The following is a 17,638-nucleotide window of genomic DNA, read 5'->3' as shown; positions in this document are numbered from 1 at the left end:
TGCCTCCGTGGAGTGAGGTGGAATGAATCAGGCGGTGGCGGCCATCGCAGGCGTGCCGAGAGGTGCAGTCCAGGCGTCGTAGCCGTAGACCCAGTCGGCGTTGCCGCCTTCGCGCAGCCAGTTGTTGCCACGCGAACCGAGCTGCACCTGGCTGGCTCGCTCGATGCGGGCGGTCTCGAAGCTCTTCAACGCGGCCGGAACGTCGGCCATGGCCACGCCTTCGAGATGACGCGACAGCACCACCGCGTCTTCGATGGCCATGCCGGCGCCCTGCGCCATGAAGGGCAGCATCGGGTGCGCGGCATCGCCCAGCAGCGCCATGCGGCCTTGCGCCCAGGCGGGCATCGGGTCGCGTTCGTACAGCGCAGTCTTCAGCACCGTGTCGCAGGCGTCGAGCAAGGCGCGCGCCTCGGGGTGGTAGGCCACGTATTGCTCCCGCAGCTCATCCACGCTGCCGGGCGCGGTCCACGATTCGAGATGCCAGGTGTCTTGCGGCGTGGTCGCGAAGATGAAGATGTCCCTGCCCCGGTTCAGCGGGAACGTGACGATCTGGCTCTGCGGGGTCGGGCCCCACCACTTGGTGAAGGCGCCGAGGTTCGGCACGCCGGCCACGCGCTCGGCCGGCACCACGGCGCGGTAGGCGACGATGCCGGTGAAGCGCGGGCTCTCGGCACCGAACATGGCGGTGCGCACGCACGAGTGGATGCCGTCGGCGCCGAGCAGCACGCCGACACGGGCGCTGGTCCCGTCGGCGAACGAGAGGCTCACGCCCTTGTCATCCGCGGCGATCTTCTCCGCGCGCTTGCCGAGGGCCACGCACTCGGCCGGAAACATGTCGGCCAATGCGGCCAGCAGGTCGGCGCGGTGGATGGTGAGCTGCGGCGCGCCGTAGCGTTGCTCCGCCGAATCGGCCATCTCCAGGCGCGAAGTTTCCTCGCCGGTGTCGAAGGTGCGGCTGATGCGGTGCGACGGGCGCGCCGCCGTCACGCGGGCCGCCTCGCCCACGCCGAGGCCATCGAGCGCGCGCACGGCGTTGGGTGTGAGGTTGATGTCGGCGCCGACGCGGGCGAACTGCTTCGCCTGCTCGAACACCACCACGTCATGCCCGGCGCGCCGCAGCGCGATGGCAGCCACCAGGCCACCGATGCCGGCACCGACGATGCCGATGGTGGATTCGCTTGTTGTCTTCATGGGTGTCTCCGCTTTGGTTCTTGCGTGCGGCTCACTCGGCCACGATGTTGCGGGCCTTGATGATCTTGGCCCATACGGCTGTCTCGTCGCGGATGAGCGCAGAGAACTCGGAAGGCTTCATCGCCGCGTCGGTCATGCCCTGCACCTTCAGGCGCTCGCGCACATCGGGCTGGGCCAGCATCTGCGCCGCGTCCTTCGCAAGCTGCTCGACCACGGCCGGCGGCGTGCCCTTGGGCGCCAGCAGGCCGTACCACGAGGTCACGGTCACGCCCTGGATGCCCTGCTCCGCGAGCGTCGGGATGTCGGGTGCGGCGGCGCTGCGCTTGGCCTCGGTCACGCCCAATGCGACGAGCTTGCCGTTCTTGATGAAGGGCATGGTCGCGGGCAGGTTGCTGAACATCAGCGGCACCGAGCCGCCGAGCACGTCGTTCAGCGCGGGCGCCGTGCCCTTGTAAGGCACGTGCAGCAGATCGATGCCGGCCTGCTGCTTGAACAGCTCGCCCGCCAGGTGCAGGCCGCTGCCCACGCCCGGCGAGGCGTACGACAGCGTGTTCGGCTTTGCCTTGGCCAGCGCAACCAGTTCCTTCGCGCTCTTGATGCCCGACGAGGGCGACGCCACCAGCACGTTGGGCGCCTTGGCGAGCATGGTGATGGGCACGAAGTCCTTCTCGATGTCGAACGGAAAGTTCGGCATCAGCGTCGGATTGATCGTGAGATTGCCTGCGGGCACCACGAGCAGCGTGTGGCCGTCGCCCCTCGCACGCTTGACCTTGTCGATGCCGATGTTGCCGGCCGCGCCGACGACGTTCTCGACCACCGCCGCCTGGCCGTAGCGCTTGGCGAGACCGTCGGAGAGAACGCGCGCCAGCGTGTCGACCGGACCGCCGGGCGGGAACGGCGAGACGATGGTGAAGCGCTCGCTTGACAGCTGCTTCTGCGCATCGCTCTGGGCAAAAGCAGCAACACAGAAAGCCATCGTTGCGAGCGCAGCGAAGCATGTTCGTGAAACACCGTGGAACCGGCTTTGCCGGGCCGCTGGTGTTGCCCCCTGGAAGGGGGTTGGCGAAGCGACACGAAGTGCGCGAAGACTGGGGGTGAGCATAGGTCTATTTCTTCTCGGTGAGAAAGGCACCTTTGGGGCCATCCGCGTTCTTCTGGCGCCGCGTGTTGCCGTCGAGGCCGCCATCGACCGCCCATTCGGCGAACACCGTGGGGCCGGGCTCGAATTCGCGCGGCTGCCAGTCGGCGGTGAGCTGGTCTTCGTCGGCGTAGTACTCGATCAATCCGCCGGCCGGGTTCTTGAAGTACCAGAAGTACGCCGAAGACACCGGGTGACGGCCCGGGCCGAGCTGGGTTTCCCAGCCGCGGCGCGAGAAATGCAGGCCGCCGCCGAACACCTCGTGGATGTCGCGCACGGTAAAGGCCACGTGGTTGAGCCCGCGCTTGCCCGAAGGAATCTGCAGCAGGAACAGGTCGTGGTGGCCACCCTCCGCCGCGCAGCGCATGAAGGCGCCGCGGTTTGGATAGCTGTCGGACGAGACGAAGCCGAAACGCTGCGCATAGAACGCGCTGGCGGCCTTCACGTCGCTCACGAAGAACACGACGTGGCCGACCTCGATGGGCGTCGCGCGTTCGTAGATGGGTGCGGCCTGGTTGATGCGCGGCTTGGCGTTCCAGGTGTTCATGGCGCCGCATTCGACGTCGACGGCATGCTTGCGGCTGACCTGCAGGCGCACGGCGAGGCCGTTGGGGTCGATGCAGCCGATGCGGCGTGCGCCGTCGACGGTGCTGTCGGTGAAGGCCGGGTCCTGCGCGATGGCGGCGGCGTAGCGGTCCAGGTCGGCGTCGCTCTCCACGCCCCACACCACTTCGCGCAGCGTCGGGCCCTCTTCCATCGCGGGCGGCAGGCCGGGCTTGTCCAACGCCGCAACGACGACTTTGCAGCCATTGAGACACTCGAAGACGAGTTCGTCGGCGGCCTCCGACTTCAATGCAAGGCCCCAGTCCTGGAAGAACTGGCGGCAGGCGGGCAGGTCGTCCGCCCCGTAGGTGATCTGGTCGATGCCAAGTACGCTCATGTCAGTGCCCACGACAAGGGTTGTTCGTTCGTGCCCCAGTACATGCTCTTCTGCTCCATGTACTGGAAGATGCCTTCGCGGCCCTTCTCTCGGCCCAGGCCGCTGTCGCGCCAGCCGCCGAACGGCGTGGACACGGAGAACTGCTTGTAGGTGTTGACCCAGACCGTGCCGGCCTGCACCGCGCGGCCGAGCTTCCAGGCGCGCTTGAAGTCGCGGCTCCAGACGCCGGCGGCCAGCGCGTAGACGCTGTCGTTGGCCTGCGCGATCAGCTCTTCCTCGTTGTCGAAGGGCATCGCGACGAGCACCGGGCCGAAGATCTCTTCCTGGCTGATGCGCGCACTGTTGTCGAGGCCCTCGATGATGGTCGGCTTGTAGAAGTAGCCGTTGTCGTAGACGTCGCCATGGGGCCGGACACCACCGGTGCGGATGCGCCCGCCTTCGGACACGCCCAGATCCACATAGCGCTCGATGCCCTCGCGGTGCTTCGCCGTGATGAGCGGCCCCATCTGCGTGCGCTCCGAGGCCGGATCGCCCACGCGCAATGCATTGGCGCCTTCGGCCAGCCGCGTGAGGAACTCGTCGTAGATGCCGCGCGCCACGAACAGGCGCGAACCCGCGATGCACGACTCGCCCGACGAACTGAAGATGCCGTAGAGCACGCCGTTCACCGCATGGTCGAGGTCTGCGTCGTCGAGCACCATGGTGGGCGACTTGCCGCCCAACTCCAGCGACACCGGCATCATCTTGTCGGCCGCGATGTGCGCGATGTGCTTGCCGGTGGTGGTGCCACCCGTGAACGACACGCGCTTGACCAGCGGATGCTTGGTGATCGCATCGCCGATGACCGAGCCCCTGCCCGGCAGCACGCTCACGATGCCTTTCGGCACGCCGGCCTGCTCGCAGATGCGCGCCAGCTCCAGCGCCATCAGCGGCGTGACTTCGGCGGGCTTCACGACCACCGCGTTGCCGGCTGCGAGCGCGGGCGCGAGCTTCTGGGCTTCGCTCGCAATGGGCGAGTTCCACGGCGTGATGGCCGCAACCACACCCATCGGCTCGTGCACGCTCATCGTGACGAAGGCGCCGCGCGAAGGGGTGATGGTTTCTTCCAGCGTCTCGAGCGCTGCCGCGAAGAACTGGAAGGTGCCCGCGGCACTGGCCACGAGGTTGCGCGTTTCGCTGATCGGCTTGCCGTTGTCCAGGCGCTGCTTCTGCGCGAGCGACTCGCCCTCTTCGCGGATCAGCTGCGCCACGCGGTGCAGCACGGCGGCGCGCTCGTGCGGCAGGCGCTGGGCCCAGCCACTGGTGCGGAACGCGTGGTCGGCACGGGTGATGGCCTCCTCGACATCGGCGAGGCTCGCGGCCTTCAGGCGTGCGATGGGTTCGCCGGTGGCCGGATAAAGGCTCTCGTACACGTCGCCGCCGCCCAGGCGCCATTCGCCGGCGATGCAGATCGGGAGAAGTTCGGAAGAAATCATGGGGTGACTCAGATGGCGAGCGCGGCAACGCGGTTGCGCAGCGCGCGCACGGCGCTGTACACGGTCAGCGCCGAGGTCTTGGGATTGGCCGCGAGCGGCTTGTTGCGCATGGTCAGCTCGAAGCTGCCGAAGGCGCCTTCGGCTTCGACGGTGTGCACGTTCTCGGTGGTGGCAGGGTCCGCAATGAGGCGCACCAGCGTCTTGTCCAGGCCGAGCCCCGCGAGCGAGACGGTGGCCGCGACGTTGGCGTTCTTCGGAAACAGCAGGGCCGCTTCGCGCGCACTACCTTCGAAGATCACGGTTTCCTGCGCCAGCCTGTCGAGGTCGCAGCCCTGCTCGGCCGGCGTGCCCTTCCAGGCCTGCGGCGGCTTGCGGCCGGTGTAGCGCACGCTGTCGAGGCCGCCGATGCGGGCCGCGGCGAGCGCGTCGATGGCGCCGATGGCACCGGGAATCAGCTGCACCTGCGTGTTGCCGGTAATGGCGGCGGCCTCGAGCTTCTCGGCGAAGCCTGTGGCCGACAGCGCGCCCACAGACGCCACCACGCAGGGCGTGCCGCGTGCCAGCGCAGGCAGCACGTGCTCTTCGATGGCGGCATGGCCGGCCGTCTCGACCACAAGGTCGATGCCGGCGGCGGGCACGGCGCTGCCCACCTGTGCGTCGGGCGCGGCCTTCCGCGCGGCGGCGACGCCCTCCGCGGGAACGACGATGGCCACAACCTCGAGGGCCGGATCGCCCCGGAGCAGTTCGAGCACCGAGGTGCCGATGGCTCCGCAGCCGATGAGTGCAATGCGCGTGATGGCGGGCATGGGAAAGGCTCCGCTCACTTGGCCGCGCCGAGCGCAGGAATCTGCGTGACCGTGTTGGTCGGCGGGCCGGCGAAGGTGGTCTTGAAACCGCCGATCGACAGCATGTCGATCTCCAGCAGGAACGGGCCGTTGGCGGCCAGCGCCTCGTCCAGGCGGACCGGCAGATCGGCAAGGTCCTGCACGCGCGCGTGCGGCAGCGCGATCGACTTGCACAGCAGGTCGTAGTCGGGCGTGTGCAGCTCGGCATAGCACTGGCGGCCGCCGTACTGGGCGTCCTGGATGTTCTTGATGACGCCGTAGCTCTTGTCGTTCATGAGCACGATCACCATGGGCGCCTTCTCCTGCACCATGCAGGCCAGTTCACCCAGGTTCAGGATGAAGCCGCCGTCGCCGGCCAGGCAGAAGGTCTTGCGGCCCGAGCCCGTCACCGCCGCGCCGATGGCCGCGCCGATGGCCATGGGCATCCCCTGGCCGATGCCGCCACCCGTGGCATGCACGCCGGCGCTGGGTTCGAAGACGCGCAGTTCGCGGTTGCCCCAGGTGCTGTTGGAAACGGTGACGTCGCGCACCCAGTTGAACTTGCGGCCGGCCACCGATTGGATCTGGCGCACGAGTTCGGCGTACGGGCCGAGGCCGTCGCGCAGCGTGGCGACCGCCTGGTCGTGCGCGGTGCGCAGGTCGACCAGCAGCTGCGGGTCGGCCTTGTACTTGGCGGCTTCGAGGCGGTCGGCCAGGCCGTCGAGGGCCAGCGCGGAATCGCCGCAGACGAAGGCCTCGGACGCGTAGCAGCGGCCCTCGGCGGCGGCATCGGCGTCGATGCGGTACAGCGGATGCGGCAGCTTCAGTTCGTACTTCAGCGTCTCATTGCCGCGCAGGCGCGAACCGACCACGAGCATCGCATCGCAGGTCTGGTAGAGGGCCTCGACCGGCTTCTGGATGTTGTAGGCGCCGAGCGAGCCGGCATCGTCCTCGGGTACCGTGCCGCGGCCCTGCGTCGTGGTGACGACGCCGAAGCCCAGCTTCTGCAGGCGCTGGATGGCGGCGCGGGCGTGGCGTGCACCGCCGCCGACCCACAGCATCGGGCGCTTGGCAACGACGAGGCGCGCGGCCAGCGCGTCGAGCGCGGCGGCCGAGGGCACCGGCCGCTCGATGGGCAGCGGCGACAGGTCGGCCGGCATGGTCGTCAGCGCCGACTGGATGTCGATCGGAATCTCCACACTGACCGGACCGGTGGGTGCGGTCAGCGCGAGCTGCACCGCGCGCTTGAGCGTGCCGAGCACCGTCTCGACGCTGCGCACACGCAGCGCGGCCTTCGACACGGCCTTGAGCATGGTGAGCTGGTCGGGCGCCTCGTGGATGTACGACATGCCCTTGTCCAGGTACGGCGTCTCGATCTGCCCGGTGATGTGCAGGAGCGGCGCACCCGCCGTCAGTGCCTCGACCATGCTGCCCGCGATGTTGCCCGCGGCCGGGCCCGTGCTGGTGATGCACACGCCCAGGCTGGCGGTGGAGCGCGCATAGGCATCGGCCATGTTGCCCGCGCCCGCCTCGCCCCGCGCCGAGATGAAGCGGATCGTGCCGCGCTGCGCGAAGGCATCGAGGATCGGCATGTTGTGGATCGAGATCACGCCAAAGGCAGCCTTGACGCCGCACTGCTCGAGGAAGGCGGCAACGACTGCGCCGACCGTGACGGTTTTGTTGGGGTTATGCATGGCGCGAAAGGCCTCCGGAAATGTCGATGTGGCTGCCCGTCGTGTACGACGCGAGGGGCGAAGCAAGAAAAAGGATCGCGCGCGCGGCTTCGGTCGGAAGCCCCAGGCGACCCAGCGGGATGTGTTTGTTCTTCGCGAGTTGGCCGCTCCAGGCGGCCCAGTCCTGCGACTTGTCTTCGCGCGCCTCGAAGCGGCGGCGCCACTGGCCGGACTCGACGAGGCCGATCAGGATGCCGTTGACGCGCACGCCCTGCGGCGCGAACTCGGTGGCCATCGAGCGCACGAGGTTCAGCAGGCCGGCGCGCGCGGCCGAGGTCGCGACCATGTGCGGCTCGGGCTGGCGCGCGAGCAGCGAGTTCGCGCAGACGATGGAGGCGTCGCCCAGCACCGCGCGCTGCGCCTCGAGCTGCGGCAGGAAGGCACGCGTGGGATTGATGACGGAGAAGAACTTCAGGTTGAGCTCTTCGGTCCAGGCCGCATCGTCGGTGTCGGCGAAGGTGGAGACGCGGCCCTGCCCTGCGTTGTTGACGAGCATCGAGGCCGGCCCGAGCGCGGCTTCGCTGGCGGCGGCAAATGCCTTGACCGATTTGGCGTCGAGCACGTCGCAGGCCTGCGCGAAGAGCTTCGCGTCCGGGTGCTGCTTGCGCAGGCCGGCCACGGCCGCGTCGAGCCGTTCGGCGTTGCGGCCACACAGCGCAACGGCCGCACCGCAGCCGAGCAGCAGCTCGACGGTCGCGAGGCCGATGCCCGACGAGCCGCCCGTGACCACGGCCACGCGCCCGGCCAATGCGTCGGCGGCAAGGAGGGAAGAAGAATGCGTCTTCATGATCGTCATGCGCTGCGAAGCGGCACCACTTTTGCAGCGCGCGCGGGCGAATAGTTCAGCAGGCCCGAGATCTCGTCGGCCGTGCCGCGCACGCGCAGCACCATCTCGTCCATGCGGCTCTCGTCGATGTGGTCCGAGGTGACGGTGGCTCCCAGCGCCGCCACGATGTGGCCGCTGTGGTCGCGCACCGGTGCGGCGATGCTGGAGATGTTCGATTCGAAGAAGCCCTCGCCCAGCACATAGCCGCGCTGGCGGTCGGCCTGCACCATGTCGAAGAGTTCGTTCACGGTCTTGGGCGTGCTCGGCGAGAAGGTTTCGAGCTTGTCCTCGGGGTAGAGCGCGCGCAGCTGCGGCAGCGTGAGGTCTTCGAGCAGGATGCGGCCGAGCACCGTGGCATGGGCCGGCAGCCGCGTGCCCACCGTCACCGAGCTGGCGAAAGGCGTAGGCGGCGCGACCTTGGCCACGTAGACGATGGAGCGGCCGTCGCGCACCACCAGGTTGCAGGGCGTGCGCAGTTCGTCGCACAGGCGGTTGAGCAGCGGCGTGCCGAGTTGCGTGAGTTCCAGCGACGCGAGGTATTCGAAGCCCAGGCGCAGCACGGCCAGGCCCAGGCGATAGTCGCGCCCGCCCTCGGCGCGTTCCAGAAAGCCCATGTTCTCCAGCGTGGTGAGTAGGCGGAACACGGTCGAGCGCGGGAGGTCGAAGCGGCGGGCCAGTTCGGGGGCGGAGAGCGTGCGGCTCTCGCGGCTGAACTCGCACAGCAGGCGCAGGCCGCGCTCCAGCGCCGGCACGTTGTAGCGGTCGGCGCCCTCTTCCATCGCCTCGTTGTCGTTGGTGGCCATGCCTGTTCTTTCCTTGAATTTCTTGTCTGTGTGTATTGCGGTCAACCGGCGAGCGATTCGCGCAGCAGCGTGGCAACGGCCTGCGGTTGCTCCACATAGCCGGCGTGCCCCGCATCGTCCAACAATTCGAGCGTCACGCCGCACTGGCGCGCGACCTCGGCGCACGACGCCGGCGGCGTGACCACGTCGAGCGCGCCGCAGGCCACGCGCACCGGCATCGGCGGCGGCAGGTCGGCCAGCAGGTCGGCGTTGCACAGCAGCTCGACGGCCTGGCGGTAGCCATGGTCGTTGAGGCGGGCCATGTTCCAGCGCACCCACCGGCGGGCGTGGTCGCTCGCCTTGTCGGACACGAGCCGGCCCGCACGCTTCGCGGCCATGCCGGCGATGCCGAGTTCGTCGAGTGTGGCGAGGCGTTCGGTGCGGACCTTGGCGCGGGCTTCCGCGCGGGACGGCGCGCCATAGCCGATGGCGGGGCTGACGAGCACGAGGCGGCGGATGCGCTTGTCGCCGCGTGCGGCCGATGCGGCGGTGATTGCGCCCAGCGAATGGCCGACGAGTACGCACGAATCGATGGCGAGTGCGTCCAGCAGGGCGCTCAGCCGCGCCGCGTAGTCGGCGGCAGTCGGTGCGGTGGCTTCGAGCGGCGTCGATTCGCCGTAGCCCGGCGCGTCCCACGCGATCAGGCGGGCCTGCGACGCCAGCAGCGCGGCGGTGTCGAGCCACGACGCCGCACCCGAGCCGATGCCGTGCAGGCACACGACCACCGGGCCCTGACCGCATTCGCGCACCGACACGACGGCACCGCCGCCCACGGCCACATGGCGGGCCGGAAAGCGGGCGTCGAGCCGGGCCAGCTCGGAGGCTGGCAGGTCGGAAGCGATGGCGTCGTTCATGGCCGGCTCGCTCAGCGCTTGATCTTGGCCAGCGGGTGATCGGCAGGGTACGTCGGCGTGACCGGCTTCTTCGCGCCGAGCATCACGCACATCAGCGCGTCTTCGTCGCCGATGTTGATCTCCTCGCGGTACACGCCGGGCGGCACCGAGATCAGGTCACGGTCGGTCATGATGGTCTCGAAGCGCTCGCCGTCTTTCTCGATCACCACCTTGAGCTTGCCGCGGATCAGGAAGAACACTTCTTCCACGTCGGTGTGCAGGTGCGGCGGTCCTTCGTGGCCGGCGGGGATCACCATGGTCGAGAAGGTGAAGTGCTCGGCGGGCACGGTGTTGACGTCCTTCGCAACGCCGGTGCCGCCCGTGCCCACGTAGCGCATCTGGGCGCGGCGGAACTTGGGGTCGAAGTCGGCCTGGAACTTCAGCGCATCCCAGTCGTACTTGCGGGTTTCGTAGCGTGCGATGCGGGTGTTCATCCACTCCGCGAGGCTCGCGCCTTCGGGCTGCGCCAGGCTGCTGTTGCCATCGGTGATCTTTTGCTGTTCGGACAGATCGCTCATCAGGTGTACTCCTTGGTCGGAAAAATTCGTTCAGTGCATCGCAAAGCCGCCGTTGACGGCAAGCAGTTGGCCGGTCACGAAGCGCGAGAGGCCGGAGAGCAGGAACAGGGTCGCGCCGCACACGTCGGCGGCTTGCTGCTCGCGCGGGATGGCGCGGCCTTCGAGGTATTTCTGGTGGCGCGCCATCGGCACGTACTCGGTCGCCTCGACCAGCGTGAGGCCGGGCGCCACGGCGTTGACGGTGATGTTGTCGCCGCCCCATTCGCGTGCCAGCGAACGGGTCATGGCAATGACGGCGCCCTTGCTCGACGCATAGGCCAGCAGGTTGGGCGCACCCCACAGCGCGGTGTCGGACGCGAGGTTGACGATGGCGCCGCGGCCGCTTTCGGCCAGTGCGGGCCGGCAGGCGCGGCCCATGAGCCAGCTGCCGCGCACGTTGACGTCCATCACGCGGTCCCACATGTCGATCTCGAGCTGGTGTGCGTCGCGCCCGCCCGAGTTGGTGATGGCGGCGTTGTTCACGAGGCCGTCGAGGCCGCCGAGCAGTCGAACAGCTTCGGTGGCGCAGGCCACGATGGAGCCCGGATTCGACAGGTCGACCGGCAGCGCGTGGGCGATGCGGCCCGCTTTGCGCAGCGCCTGCGCTTCGGTGTCGGCCAGCTCGCCCAGGATGTCGGCCAGCACCACGCTCGCGCCCGCCGCGGCGATGCACTGCGCGAAGGCAAGCCCGAGGCCGCGCGCGCCGCCGGTCACGAGGATGCGGCGGCCCGCCAACAGGTTGGCGGGCAGTTCGGCCAGCAGTGCCTGCAGGCTCGAAGGATCGGGAATGGCTTTGAGTTCGGACATGGGATGCGTGGTTCAGTCGGCCTGGATGCCGAGCTCCTTGATGACCTTGCCGAAGCGCGTGTAGTCGGCAGCGTTGGTCTTGCCAAGCACGCCGGCCTCGCCGCCCACGGGCGTGGTGCCGAGCACCGCCATGCGTGCGGCAATGTCGGGCATCCTGAGGATCTCGTTGAAGTGGCTGTTGAGCATCTTCACGATCTCGGGCGGCAGGTTGCGCGGGCCCCACAGGCCGTTCCAGGCCGTGACCTCGACGTCCTTGTAGCCCATCTCCGCGAGCGTCGGCACGTTGGGCGCGAGCGGCGAGCGCTGGGCCGAGGCCACTGCCAGCGGGCGCAGCTTGCCGTTGGGGATGTACGGCGCCACCGGGCCCAGCGTGATGAAGGTGACCGGCACGTGGCCGCCGAGCACATCGTTGATGGCGGGTGCCACGCCCTTGTAGGGCACGTGCGAGAGGCTCGCGCCCGAGGTGCGGGCGAACATCTCGCCGAGGATGTGCATCGGCGAGCCGCTGCCCGGGCTCGCATAGCTCAGCGACTTGCCGTCCTTCGCAGCGGCCACCGCATCCTTCACGCTCGCGAAGCCGCTGCTGCCGGCGGCCACGAGAAACAGCGGCTGGCTGCCCGTCTGCACGATCGGCGTAAAGCCGTTCAGCACGTCGTAGCCCGCGGAGCCGTTTGTCTTCAGCACCAGCTGCGCGATCGAGAAGGTGCTGGGCGCTAGCAGCAGCGTGTACCCGTCGGGCGCGGCCTTGGACACGTAGGCGCTGCCGATGATGCCGCTGGCGCCGGGGCGGTTGTCGACCACCACGGGCTGGCCGACGCGCGCCGACAGCTTTTCGGCGAAAAGCCGCGCCAATGCGTCGGTGTCGCCACCGGCCGGATAGGCAACGACCAGGGTGATCGGCTTGCTCGGGTAGCTGTCTGCCCAGGCGAGTCCGGTGGCGCAAGCGGCCGCCAGGGAAATGGCAGCGGCAAAGGCATGGCGGCGTGTGTGTTTCATCGGGTTCTTTGGATCGCGGTTTTGTTTCACTAAAGAAACAACGATTTATTAATGGAACGCCACGAAGAATACCGAGGAAGACAACTTCATGACTAAGTACAAACCCTGATCTCTGCGACACAACGAAAACAGGGCGGCCTTTGCGGGCCGCCCTGCGGGATTGGAAAGCGCGGTTGCCGCTTCAGCTGCCGTAGCGCGCCACGGTGAGACCTTCCATGTCGATCTCGGGCGTCCGGCCCGCGATCAGCTCGGCCATCACGCGGCCGGTGCCGGCCGCCATGGTCCAGCCAAGGGTGCCGTGGCCGGTGCTCAGCATCAGGTTGGGAATGCGGGTGGCGCCGATCACCGGCGTGCCATCGGGCGTCATGGGGCGCAGGCCGGTCCAGAAGGAGGCGTCGCGCACGTTGCCGCCCCGGGGGAACAGGTCGGTCACGACGTGTTCGAGCGTGTCACGCCGACGCGCGTCCAGGCGCAGGTCGAAGCCCGAGAGCTGCGCGGTGCCGCCCACGCGGATGCGGTTGCCCAGCCGCGTGACGGCCACCTTGAAGGTCTCGTCCATCACCGTCGACTCGGGCGCGCCGCCGGCATCGGAGATGGGCACGGTGATCGAGAAGCCCTTGACCGGATACACCGGCAGGCGAATGCCCAGCGGCCTGACCAGCGCGGGCGAGTAGCTGCCGAGCGCGACCACGTAGCGCTCGGCGGTGAAGCTGCCGGCATCGGTGCGCACAGCCGTCACGCCCTTGACTGCATCGTGCTCGAGGGCCTGGATGTTCACGCCGAACCTGAACTTCACACCCTCGGCTTCCGCCAGCTTGGCGAGTGCCTGCGTGAACTTGAAGCAATCGCCGGTCTCGTCGCCCGGCAGGCGCAGGCCGCCCACGAACTTGTCCTTCACCGATGCAAGCGCGGACTCGTACTGCACGCAGCCTTCGCGGTCGAGCACCTGGTAGGGCACGCCGGAGGCCTTGAGCACTTCGACGTCTTTCGAGGTGCCGTCGAGTTGGTGCTGCGTGCGGAACAACTGCAGCGTGCCCTGCATGCGCTCGTCGTAGGCGATGCCGGTGTCGGCGCGCAGGGCCTTCAGGCAATCGCGGCTGTACTCGGCGAGCCGCACCATGCGGCCCTTGTTGACCTCGTAGCGCGCCTGCGTGCAGTTGCGCAGCATCGCAAGGCCCCAGCGCCACATGGCCGGATCGAGCATCGGCTTGATGACCAGCGGGCTGTGCTGCATCAGCATCCACTTGATGGCCTTGACCGGCACGCCTGGCCCGGCCCACGGCGCCGAGTAGCCGGGCGAGACTTCGCCCGCGTTGCCGAAGCTGGTTTCGAGCGCGGGCGCCGGCTGGCGCTCCAGCACCGTCACCTCGTGCCCGGCACGCGCCAGGTAGTAAGCCATCGAGGTGCCAATGACACCGCTGCCGAGAATCAGGACCTGCATGAGAACAACCCTTTGAAAGCTGCTGCAACGCAGCCGAGGGTACAGGCTAAGCGCTACAGGCCGAGCGCATCCTGCAATTGCCGTGCCGTCCAGCGCTTGGGGCTCTGCGGCCAAGCCTCGAGCAGCGAGACCATGCGCGCATTGCGCGGCGCGCTCAGGCCGTGCTCCTGCGCGAGGCGCACGACCTCGCCGCTGAGCGAGTCGATCTCGGTGCGGCGGCCCAGCGCCAAGTCGTCGGCCATGCTGGAGCGAGCCTTGGCATCGATGCGCAGCATGCGCGCCGCAACGATGCGAAACAGCCAGTCGGGCAGGCGCAGCAGGTTGATCAGCCGGTGCGCCGGAACGGCAGCGACCTGCGCCGGTGCAATGCCCGCGACCTTGAGGATGTCCAACGCCTCCTCGATCAGCGACGCGAAGCAGCGGCGGTAGCCGCGCAGCATCAGCTCTTCGCGCAGTGGCAGGCCCGAGAGCGCGTTGACCGAATTGTTGAGGTTGAGCATCAGCTTGCCCCACTGCACGGGCAGCAGGTCGGCATGCAGGTCGAGCGGCACGCCGGCGCGCTCGAACACGGGCAGCCAGGGTCGCAGCGCCGCATCGTCTTCCGCGGCCAGCCGGCCAGCGGTGCCGCGATGGAAGGCGCCGGGGCCGATCTCGGCCACGTTGTACGGCACCATGCCGGCCCGCACATTCAGCGAGGGGCCGGTCTGCGATGCGGCCGCGGAATTGGAGATGCCGTTCTGCAGCGAGACCACCGTGGTGCCCGCGGGCAATGCAAAAGCCAGCTCGCCGGCCGCCGCGGCAGTGGCGCCGCTCTTCACGCACAGCAGCACCAGCGAAGGCCGCGCACCCACCGGGACCTGGTCGCACAGCCGCAATTTCTCGGCAGGCAGCCTGCGCGTCGCCCCGTCGATGTCGGTGAGCGTCAGGCCATGCGCCGCGAGCTTGTCCAGCATGCGCGGACGTCCGACGAAAGTGACGGGCACGCCGGCCGCTGCAAGGCTGCCGCCGATGAAGCACCCGATGGTGCCCGCCCCCATCACGAGCACTTCACCGGGGATTGCGTCTGGCATGAAGTGCTTGTGCGGGTCGAGACGGGTGGATGGTCAGGCGCGTTCCGCAACCCAGGCCTGCACCGACTGCAGCGCGGCCGCAAGGCCCGCCGCGTTGGTGCCGCCGGCCATGGCCATGTCGGCCTTGCCGCCGCCCTTGCCGCCGACCTGCTGGGCCACGAAGTTGACCAGCTCGCCGGCCTTGACCTTGCCCACGCTGTCGGCCGTGACGCCGGCCGCGATCTGCACCTTGTCACCGTCGACGGCGGCCAGCACGATGGCGGCGGTCTTGAGCTTGTCCTTGAGCTTGTCCATGGTGTCGCGCAGCGTCTTGGCGTCGGCGCCGTCGAGCTTGGCCGCGAGCACCTTGATGCCGTTGACGTCCACGGCCTGCGAGACGAGCTCGTCGCCCTTCGACGACGCGAGCTTGCCCTTGAGCGCCCCCACTTCGCGTTCGAGCGCCCTCACCTGCTCCAGCACCTGCGTGAGCCGGCCCTGCAGCTCGGCGGCCGGCGACTTGAGCGTGGCGGCCACGCTGTGCACGGTCGATTCGAGGTCCTGCAGGTAGGTGAGCGCGTTGGCACCCGTAACGGCCTCGATGCGTCGCACGCCGGCGGCCACGCCGCCTTCGCTGACGATCTTGAAGAGGCCGATGTCGCCCGTGCGGCCCACGTGGGTGCCGCCGCAGAGTTCGCGGCTCGTACCGATGTCGAGCACGCGCACGGTCTCGCCGTACTTCTCGCCGAACAGCATCATGGCGCCGGTCTTCTGGGCCGACTCCATGTCCATCACGCGGGCGTGCGTCTCGGAGTTGGCGAGGATCTCGGCGTTGACGCGCTTCTCGATCTCGAGGATCTGCGCGTGCGAGACGGGCGCGTTGTGCGCGAAGTCGAAGCGCGTTTTGTCGGCATCGACCAGCGAGCCCTTCTGCTGCACGTGGTCGCCCAGCACTTCGCGCAGGGCCTTGTGCATCAGGTGGGTGACGCTGTGGTTGCGCATGGTGGCGGCGCGGCGGGCGGTGTCGACCGCGGCCTTGACCGCGTCGCCGACCTTCAGCGTGCCCTGCGTCTGGGTGCCGTGGTGGCCGAACACGTCGGCCTTGATCTTCTGCGTGTCTTCCACGCCGAACTGCACGCCTTCGGCAACGAGCACGCCCTGGTCGCCGACCTGGCCGCCGCTCTCGGAATAGAAAGGCGTGGTGTCGAGCACCACGATGCCGGGTTGGCCTTCCTTCAGTTCCTGAACGGCAGCGCCTTCGAAGTACAGCGCCACGACCTTGGCGTTTTCTTCGAGGTGGTCGTAGCCGGTGAAGGTGTTGCCCGCACCGGCGTATTCGACGTTGCGGTCCATCTTGAACTTGCCGGCGGCGCGGCCCGCAGCCTTCTGCTTTTCCATGGCGGCGTTGAAGCCGGCCTCGTCGACGCTCACGCCACGCTCGCGGCACACGTCGGCCGACAGGTCGAGCGGGAAGCCATAGGTGTCGTGCAGCTTGAAGGCGACTTCGCCCGGCAGCACCTTGGCACCACCGGCCAGCGCCGCGTCGAGGATTTCCATGCCGTTGGCCAGCGTCTCGAAGAAGCGCTCTTCCTCGGCCTTCAACGTATCGGTGATGCGCTTCTCATCGGCCACCAGCTTGGGGTACGCATCGCCCATGAGCTTCACGAGGTCGGGCACCAGCTTGTGGAAGAAGGGCTTCTTCTGGCCCAGCTTGTAGCCGTGGCGAATGGCACGGCGAATGATGCGGCGCTGCACGTAGCCGCGGCCTTCATTCGACGGGATCACGCCGTCGGCCACCAGGAACGAGGTGGCGCGGATGTGATCGGCAATCACCTTGAGCGAGTTGTTCGCGAGGTCCTGCGTGCCAGTCTCGCGGCCGGCCGCCTTGATGAGCGCGTCGAAGATGTCGATCTCGTAGTTGCTGTGCACGTGCTGCAGGATCGCGGCCAGCCGTTCCAGGCCCATGCCGGTGTCGACGCAGGGTGCGGGCAGTTTCTTGACCGAGCCGTCGGGCTGCATGTCGAACTGCATGAACACGTTGTTCCAGATCTCGATGTAGCGGTCGCCGTCTTCGTCGGGCGAGCCGGGCGGGCCGCCGGGGATCTCGGGGCCGTGGTCGAAGAAGATCTCGGAGCACGGGCCGCACGGACCGGTGTCGGCCATCATCCAGAAGTTGTCGGACATGTAGCGGCCGCCCTTGTTGTCGCCGATGCGCACCACGCGCTCGGGCGGCAGGCCGATTTCCTTGGTCCAGATGTCGTAGGCCTCGTCGTCTTCGATGTAGACGGTGGCCCAGAGCTTCTCGGCCGGCAGCTTGTAGACCTCGGTCAGCAGCTCGAAGGCCCACTTGAGCGATTCGCGCTTGAAGTAGTCGCCGAAGCTCCAGTTGCCCAGCATCTCGAAGAAGGTGTGGTGGCGCGCGGTATAGCCCACGTTCTCGAGGTCGTTGTGCTTGCCGCCGGCGCGCAGGCAGGCCTGGACCGAAGCGGCGCGCACGTAGTTGCGCTTGTCTTCGCCCAGGAACACGTCCTTGAACTGGACCATGCCTGAGTTGGTGAACATGAGGGTCGGGTCGTTGCCCGGCACCAGCGAGCTCGAGGCCACCACCGTATGGCCCTTGGAGGCGAAGAAATCGAGAAAGGTCTTGCGGATGTCCGCGACCGTGAATGTGGGCTGGCTCATCTTTGGATTCGTCTTCTGTCGAGGGCGGCGCGGCGATGGCGACCCTCATGTCGAACCCACTGCGGCGAACCGGCCTAACTGCTTGATTTGCTTGAACAAACGATTATAGGTTTCGCCATGCGCCCGCGCCGCCTCGCAAGCTGCACGATCCGGAGGCCACGGCTAATATGTGACTTGGCGCAAAAGAAGAGAACCAAATACGGCCGGCGCCATCCGTACTTGTACGGACACAAGATCAAGGAGCTCG

15 protein-coding genes are annotated in these 17,638 nt (G+C 68.2%); all 15 read right to left on the bottom strand.

Translation table 11 applies throughout. The features are described from left to right. Positions 1-27: 27 nt before the first annotated feature. Positions 28-1,191 (bottom strand): FAD-dependent monooxygenase, encoded by a 1,164-nt coding sequence (locus tag ACEN9N_RS07435; protein ID WP_413312053.1) that lies wholly within the window; start codon positions 1,189-1,191, stop codon positions 28-30. A 31-nt stretch (positions 1,192-1,222) separates the two neighbouring features. Then, on the bottom strand, positions 1,223-2,167 hold the full coding sequence (locus ACEN9N_RS07430; RefSeq protein WP_413312054.1) for a Bug family tripartite tricarboxylate transporter substrate binding protein: 945 nt from the start codon (positions 2,165-2,167) through the stop codon (positions 1,223-1,225). A gap of 130 nt (positions 2,168-2,297) precedes the next feature. Next, complete coding sequence (locus ACEN9N_RS07425) at positions 2,298-3,269, bottom strand: VOC family protein (protein ID WP_495655773.1); 972 nt, start codon at positions 3,267-3,269, stop codon at positions 2,298-2,300. Continuing rightward, positions 3,266-4,744, bottom strand: coding sequence for an aldehyde dehydrogenase (locus ACEN9N_RS07420; RefSeq protein WP_007834765.1), 1,479 nt, complete (start codon positions 4,742-4,744; stop codon positions 3,266-3,268). Before ACEN9N_RS07420 ends, ACEN9N_RS07425 begins: the two co-directional genes overlap by 4 nt. Positions 4,745-4,752: 8 nt before the next feature. Next, positions 4,753-5,550 carry an aspartate dehydrogenase gene (locus tag ACEN9N_RS07415; RefSeq protein WP_495655772.1) on the bottom strand — a complete coding sequence of 266 codons (798 nt, stop codon included), beginning with the start codon at positions 5,548-5,550 and terminating at the stop codon, positions 4,753-4,755. A gap of 14 nt (positions 5,551-5,564) precedes the next feature. Beyond that, on the bottom strand, positions 5,565-7,262 hold the full coding sequence (locus tag ACEN9N_RS07410) for a thiamine pyrophosphate-binding protein (RefSeq protein ID WP_495655771.1): 1,698 nt from the start codon (positions 7,260-7,262) through the stop codon (positions 5,565-5,567). Then, positions 7,255-8,088, bottom strand: a complete 834-nt coding sequence (locus tag ACEN9N_RS07405; RefSeq protein ID WP_413312060.1) for an SDR family oxidoreductase — start codon at positions 8,086-8,088, stop codon at positions 7,255-7,257. Before ACEN9N_RS07405 ends, ACEN9N_RS07410 begins: the two co-directional genes overlap by 8 nt. A gap of 5 nt (positions 8,089-8,093) precedes the next feature. After that, entirely contained in the window at positions 8,094-8,930 is an 837-nt protein-coding gene (locus tag ACEN9N_RS07400) for an IclR family transcriptional regulator (RefSeq protein WP_007834759.1), read from the bottom strand. Positions 8,931-8,971: 41 nt separating this feature from the next. Then, entirely contained in the window at positions 8,972-9,823 is an 852-nt protein-coding gene (locus ACEN9N_RS07395; RefSeq protein ID WP_495655770.1) for an alpha/beta fold hydrolase, read from the bottom strand. Between the two features lie 11 nt (positions 9,824-9,834). Beyond that, entirely contained in the window at positions 9,835-10,380 is a 546-nt protein-coding gene (locus ACEN9N_RS07390) for a cupin domain-containing protein (protein WP_007834755.1), read from the bottom strand. Between the two features lie 30 nt (positions 10,381-10,410). Next, entirely contained in the window at positions 10,411-11,226 is an 816-nt protein-coding gene (locus ACEN9N_RS07385) for an SDR family oxidoreductase (RefSeq protein ID WP_007834753.1), read from the bottom strand. A 12-nt stretch (positions 11,227-11,238) separates the two neighbouring features. Next, entirely contained in the window at positions 11,239-12,222 is a 984-nt protein-coding gene (locus tag ACEN9N_RS07380) for a Bug family tripartite tricarboxylate transporter substrate binding protein (RefSeq protein ID WP_495655769.1), read from the bottom strand. 181 nt (positions 12,223-12,403) lie between these two features. Further along, on the bottom strand, positions 12,404-13,663 hold the full coding sequence (locus ACEN9N_RS07375; RefSeq protein ID WP_495655768.1) for a D-amino acid dehydrogenase: 1,260 nt from the start codon (positions 13,661-13,663) through the stop codon (positions 12,404-12,406). Positions 13,664-13,716: 53 nt separating this feature from the next. Then, entirely contained in the window at positions 13,717-14,733 is a 1,017-nt protein-coding gene (locus tag ACEN9N_RS07370) for a 2-dehydropantoate 2-reductase (protein WP_413312069.1), read from the bottom strand. 33 nt (positions 14,734-14,766) lie between these two features. Next, positions 14,767-17,391, bottom strand: a complete 2,625-nt coding sequence (gene alaS, locus ACEN9N_RS07365; RefSeq protein ID WP_495655767.1) for an alanine--tRNA ligase — start codon at positions 17,389-17,391, stop codon at positions 14,767-14,769. Between the last annotated feature and the right edge of the window lie 247 nt (positions 17,392-17,638).

This window comes from Variovorax sp. Varisp46, assembly GCF_059491885.1.
Note: the sequence above shows the minus strand (reverse complement) of the source record. Positions and strands in the feature narration are given on the sequence as shown.

Bases quoted from the DNA above. Each gene is read 5' to 3' on its own strand.
- ACEN9N_RS07435 (WP_413312053.1), bottom strand. From the start codon at position 1,191: ATGAAGACAACAAGCGAATCCACCATCGGCATCGTCGGTGCCGGCATC.
- ACEN9N_RS07410 (WP_495655771.1), bottom strand. From the start codon at position 7,262: ATGCATAACCCCAACAAAACCGTCACGGTCGGCGCAGTCGTTGCCGCC.
- ACEN9N_RS07390 (WP_007834755.1), bottom strand. From the start codon at position 10,380: ATGAGCGATCTGTCCGAACAGCAAAAGATCACCGATGGCAACAGCAGC.
- ACEN9N_RS07385 (WP_007834753.1), bottom strand. From the start codon at position 11,226: ATGTCCGAACTCAAAGCCATTCCCGATCCTTCGAGCCTGCAGGCACTG.
- ACEN9N_RS07400 (WP_007834759.1), bottom strand. From the start codon at position 8,930: ATGGCCACCAACGACAACGAGGCGATGGAAGAGGGCGCCGACCGCTAC.
- ACEN9N_RS07370 (WP_413312069.1), bottom strand. From the start codon at position 14,733: ATGCCAGACGCAATCCCCGGTGAAGTGCTCGTGATGGGGGCGGGCACC.
- ACEN9N_RS07405 (WP_413312060.1), bottom strand. From the start codon at position 8,088: ATGAAGACGCATTCTTCTTCCCTCCTTGCCGCCGACGCATTGGCCGGG.
- alaS (WP_495655767.1), bottom strand. From the start codon at position 17,391: ATGAGCCAGCCCACATTCACGGTCGCGGACATCCGCAAGACCTTTCTC.
- ACEN9N_RS07415 (WP_495655772.1), bottom strand. From the start codon at position 5,550: ATGCCCGCCATCACGCGCATTGCACTCATCGGCTGCGGAGCCATCGGC.
- ACEN9N_RS07380 (WP_495655769.1), bottom strand. From the start codon at position 12,222: ATGAAACACACACGCCGCCATGCCTTTGCCGCTGCCATTTCCCTGGCG.
- ACEN9N_RS07420 (WP_007834765.1), bottom strand. From the start codon at position 4,744: ATGATTTCTTCCGAACTTCTCCCGATCTGCATCGCCGGCGAATGGCGC.
- ACEN9N_RS07425 (WP_495655773.1), bottom strand. From the start codon at position 3,269: ATGAGCGTACTTGGCATCGACCAGATCACCTACGGGGCGGACGACCTG.
- ACEN9N_RS07430 (WP_413312054.1), bottom strand. From the start codon at position 2,167: ATGGCTTTCTGTGTTGCTGCTTTTGCCCAGAGCGATGCGCAGAAGCAG.
- ACEN9N_RS07395 (WP_495655770.1), bottom strand. From the start codon at position 9,823: ATGAACGACGCCATCGCTTCCGACCTGCCAGCCTCCGAGCTGGCCCGG.
- ACEN9N_RS07375 (WP_495655768.1), bottom strand. From the start codon at position 13,663: ATGCAGGTCCTGATTCTCGGCAGCGGTGTCATTGGCACCTCGATGGCT.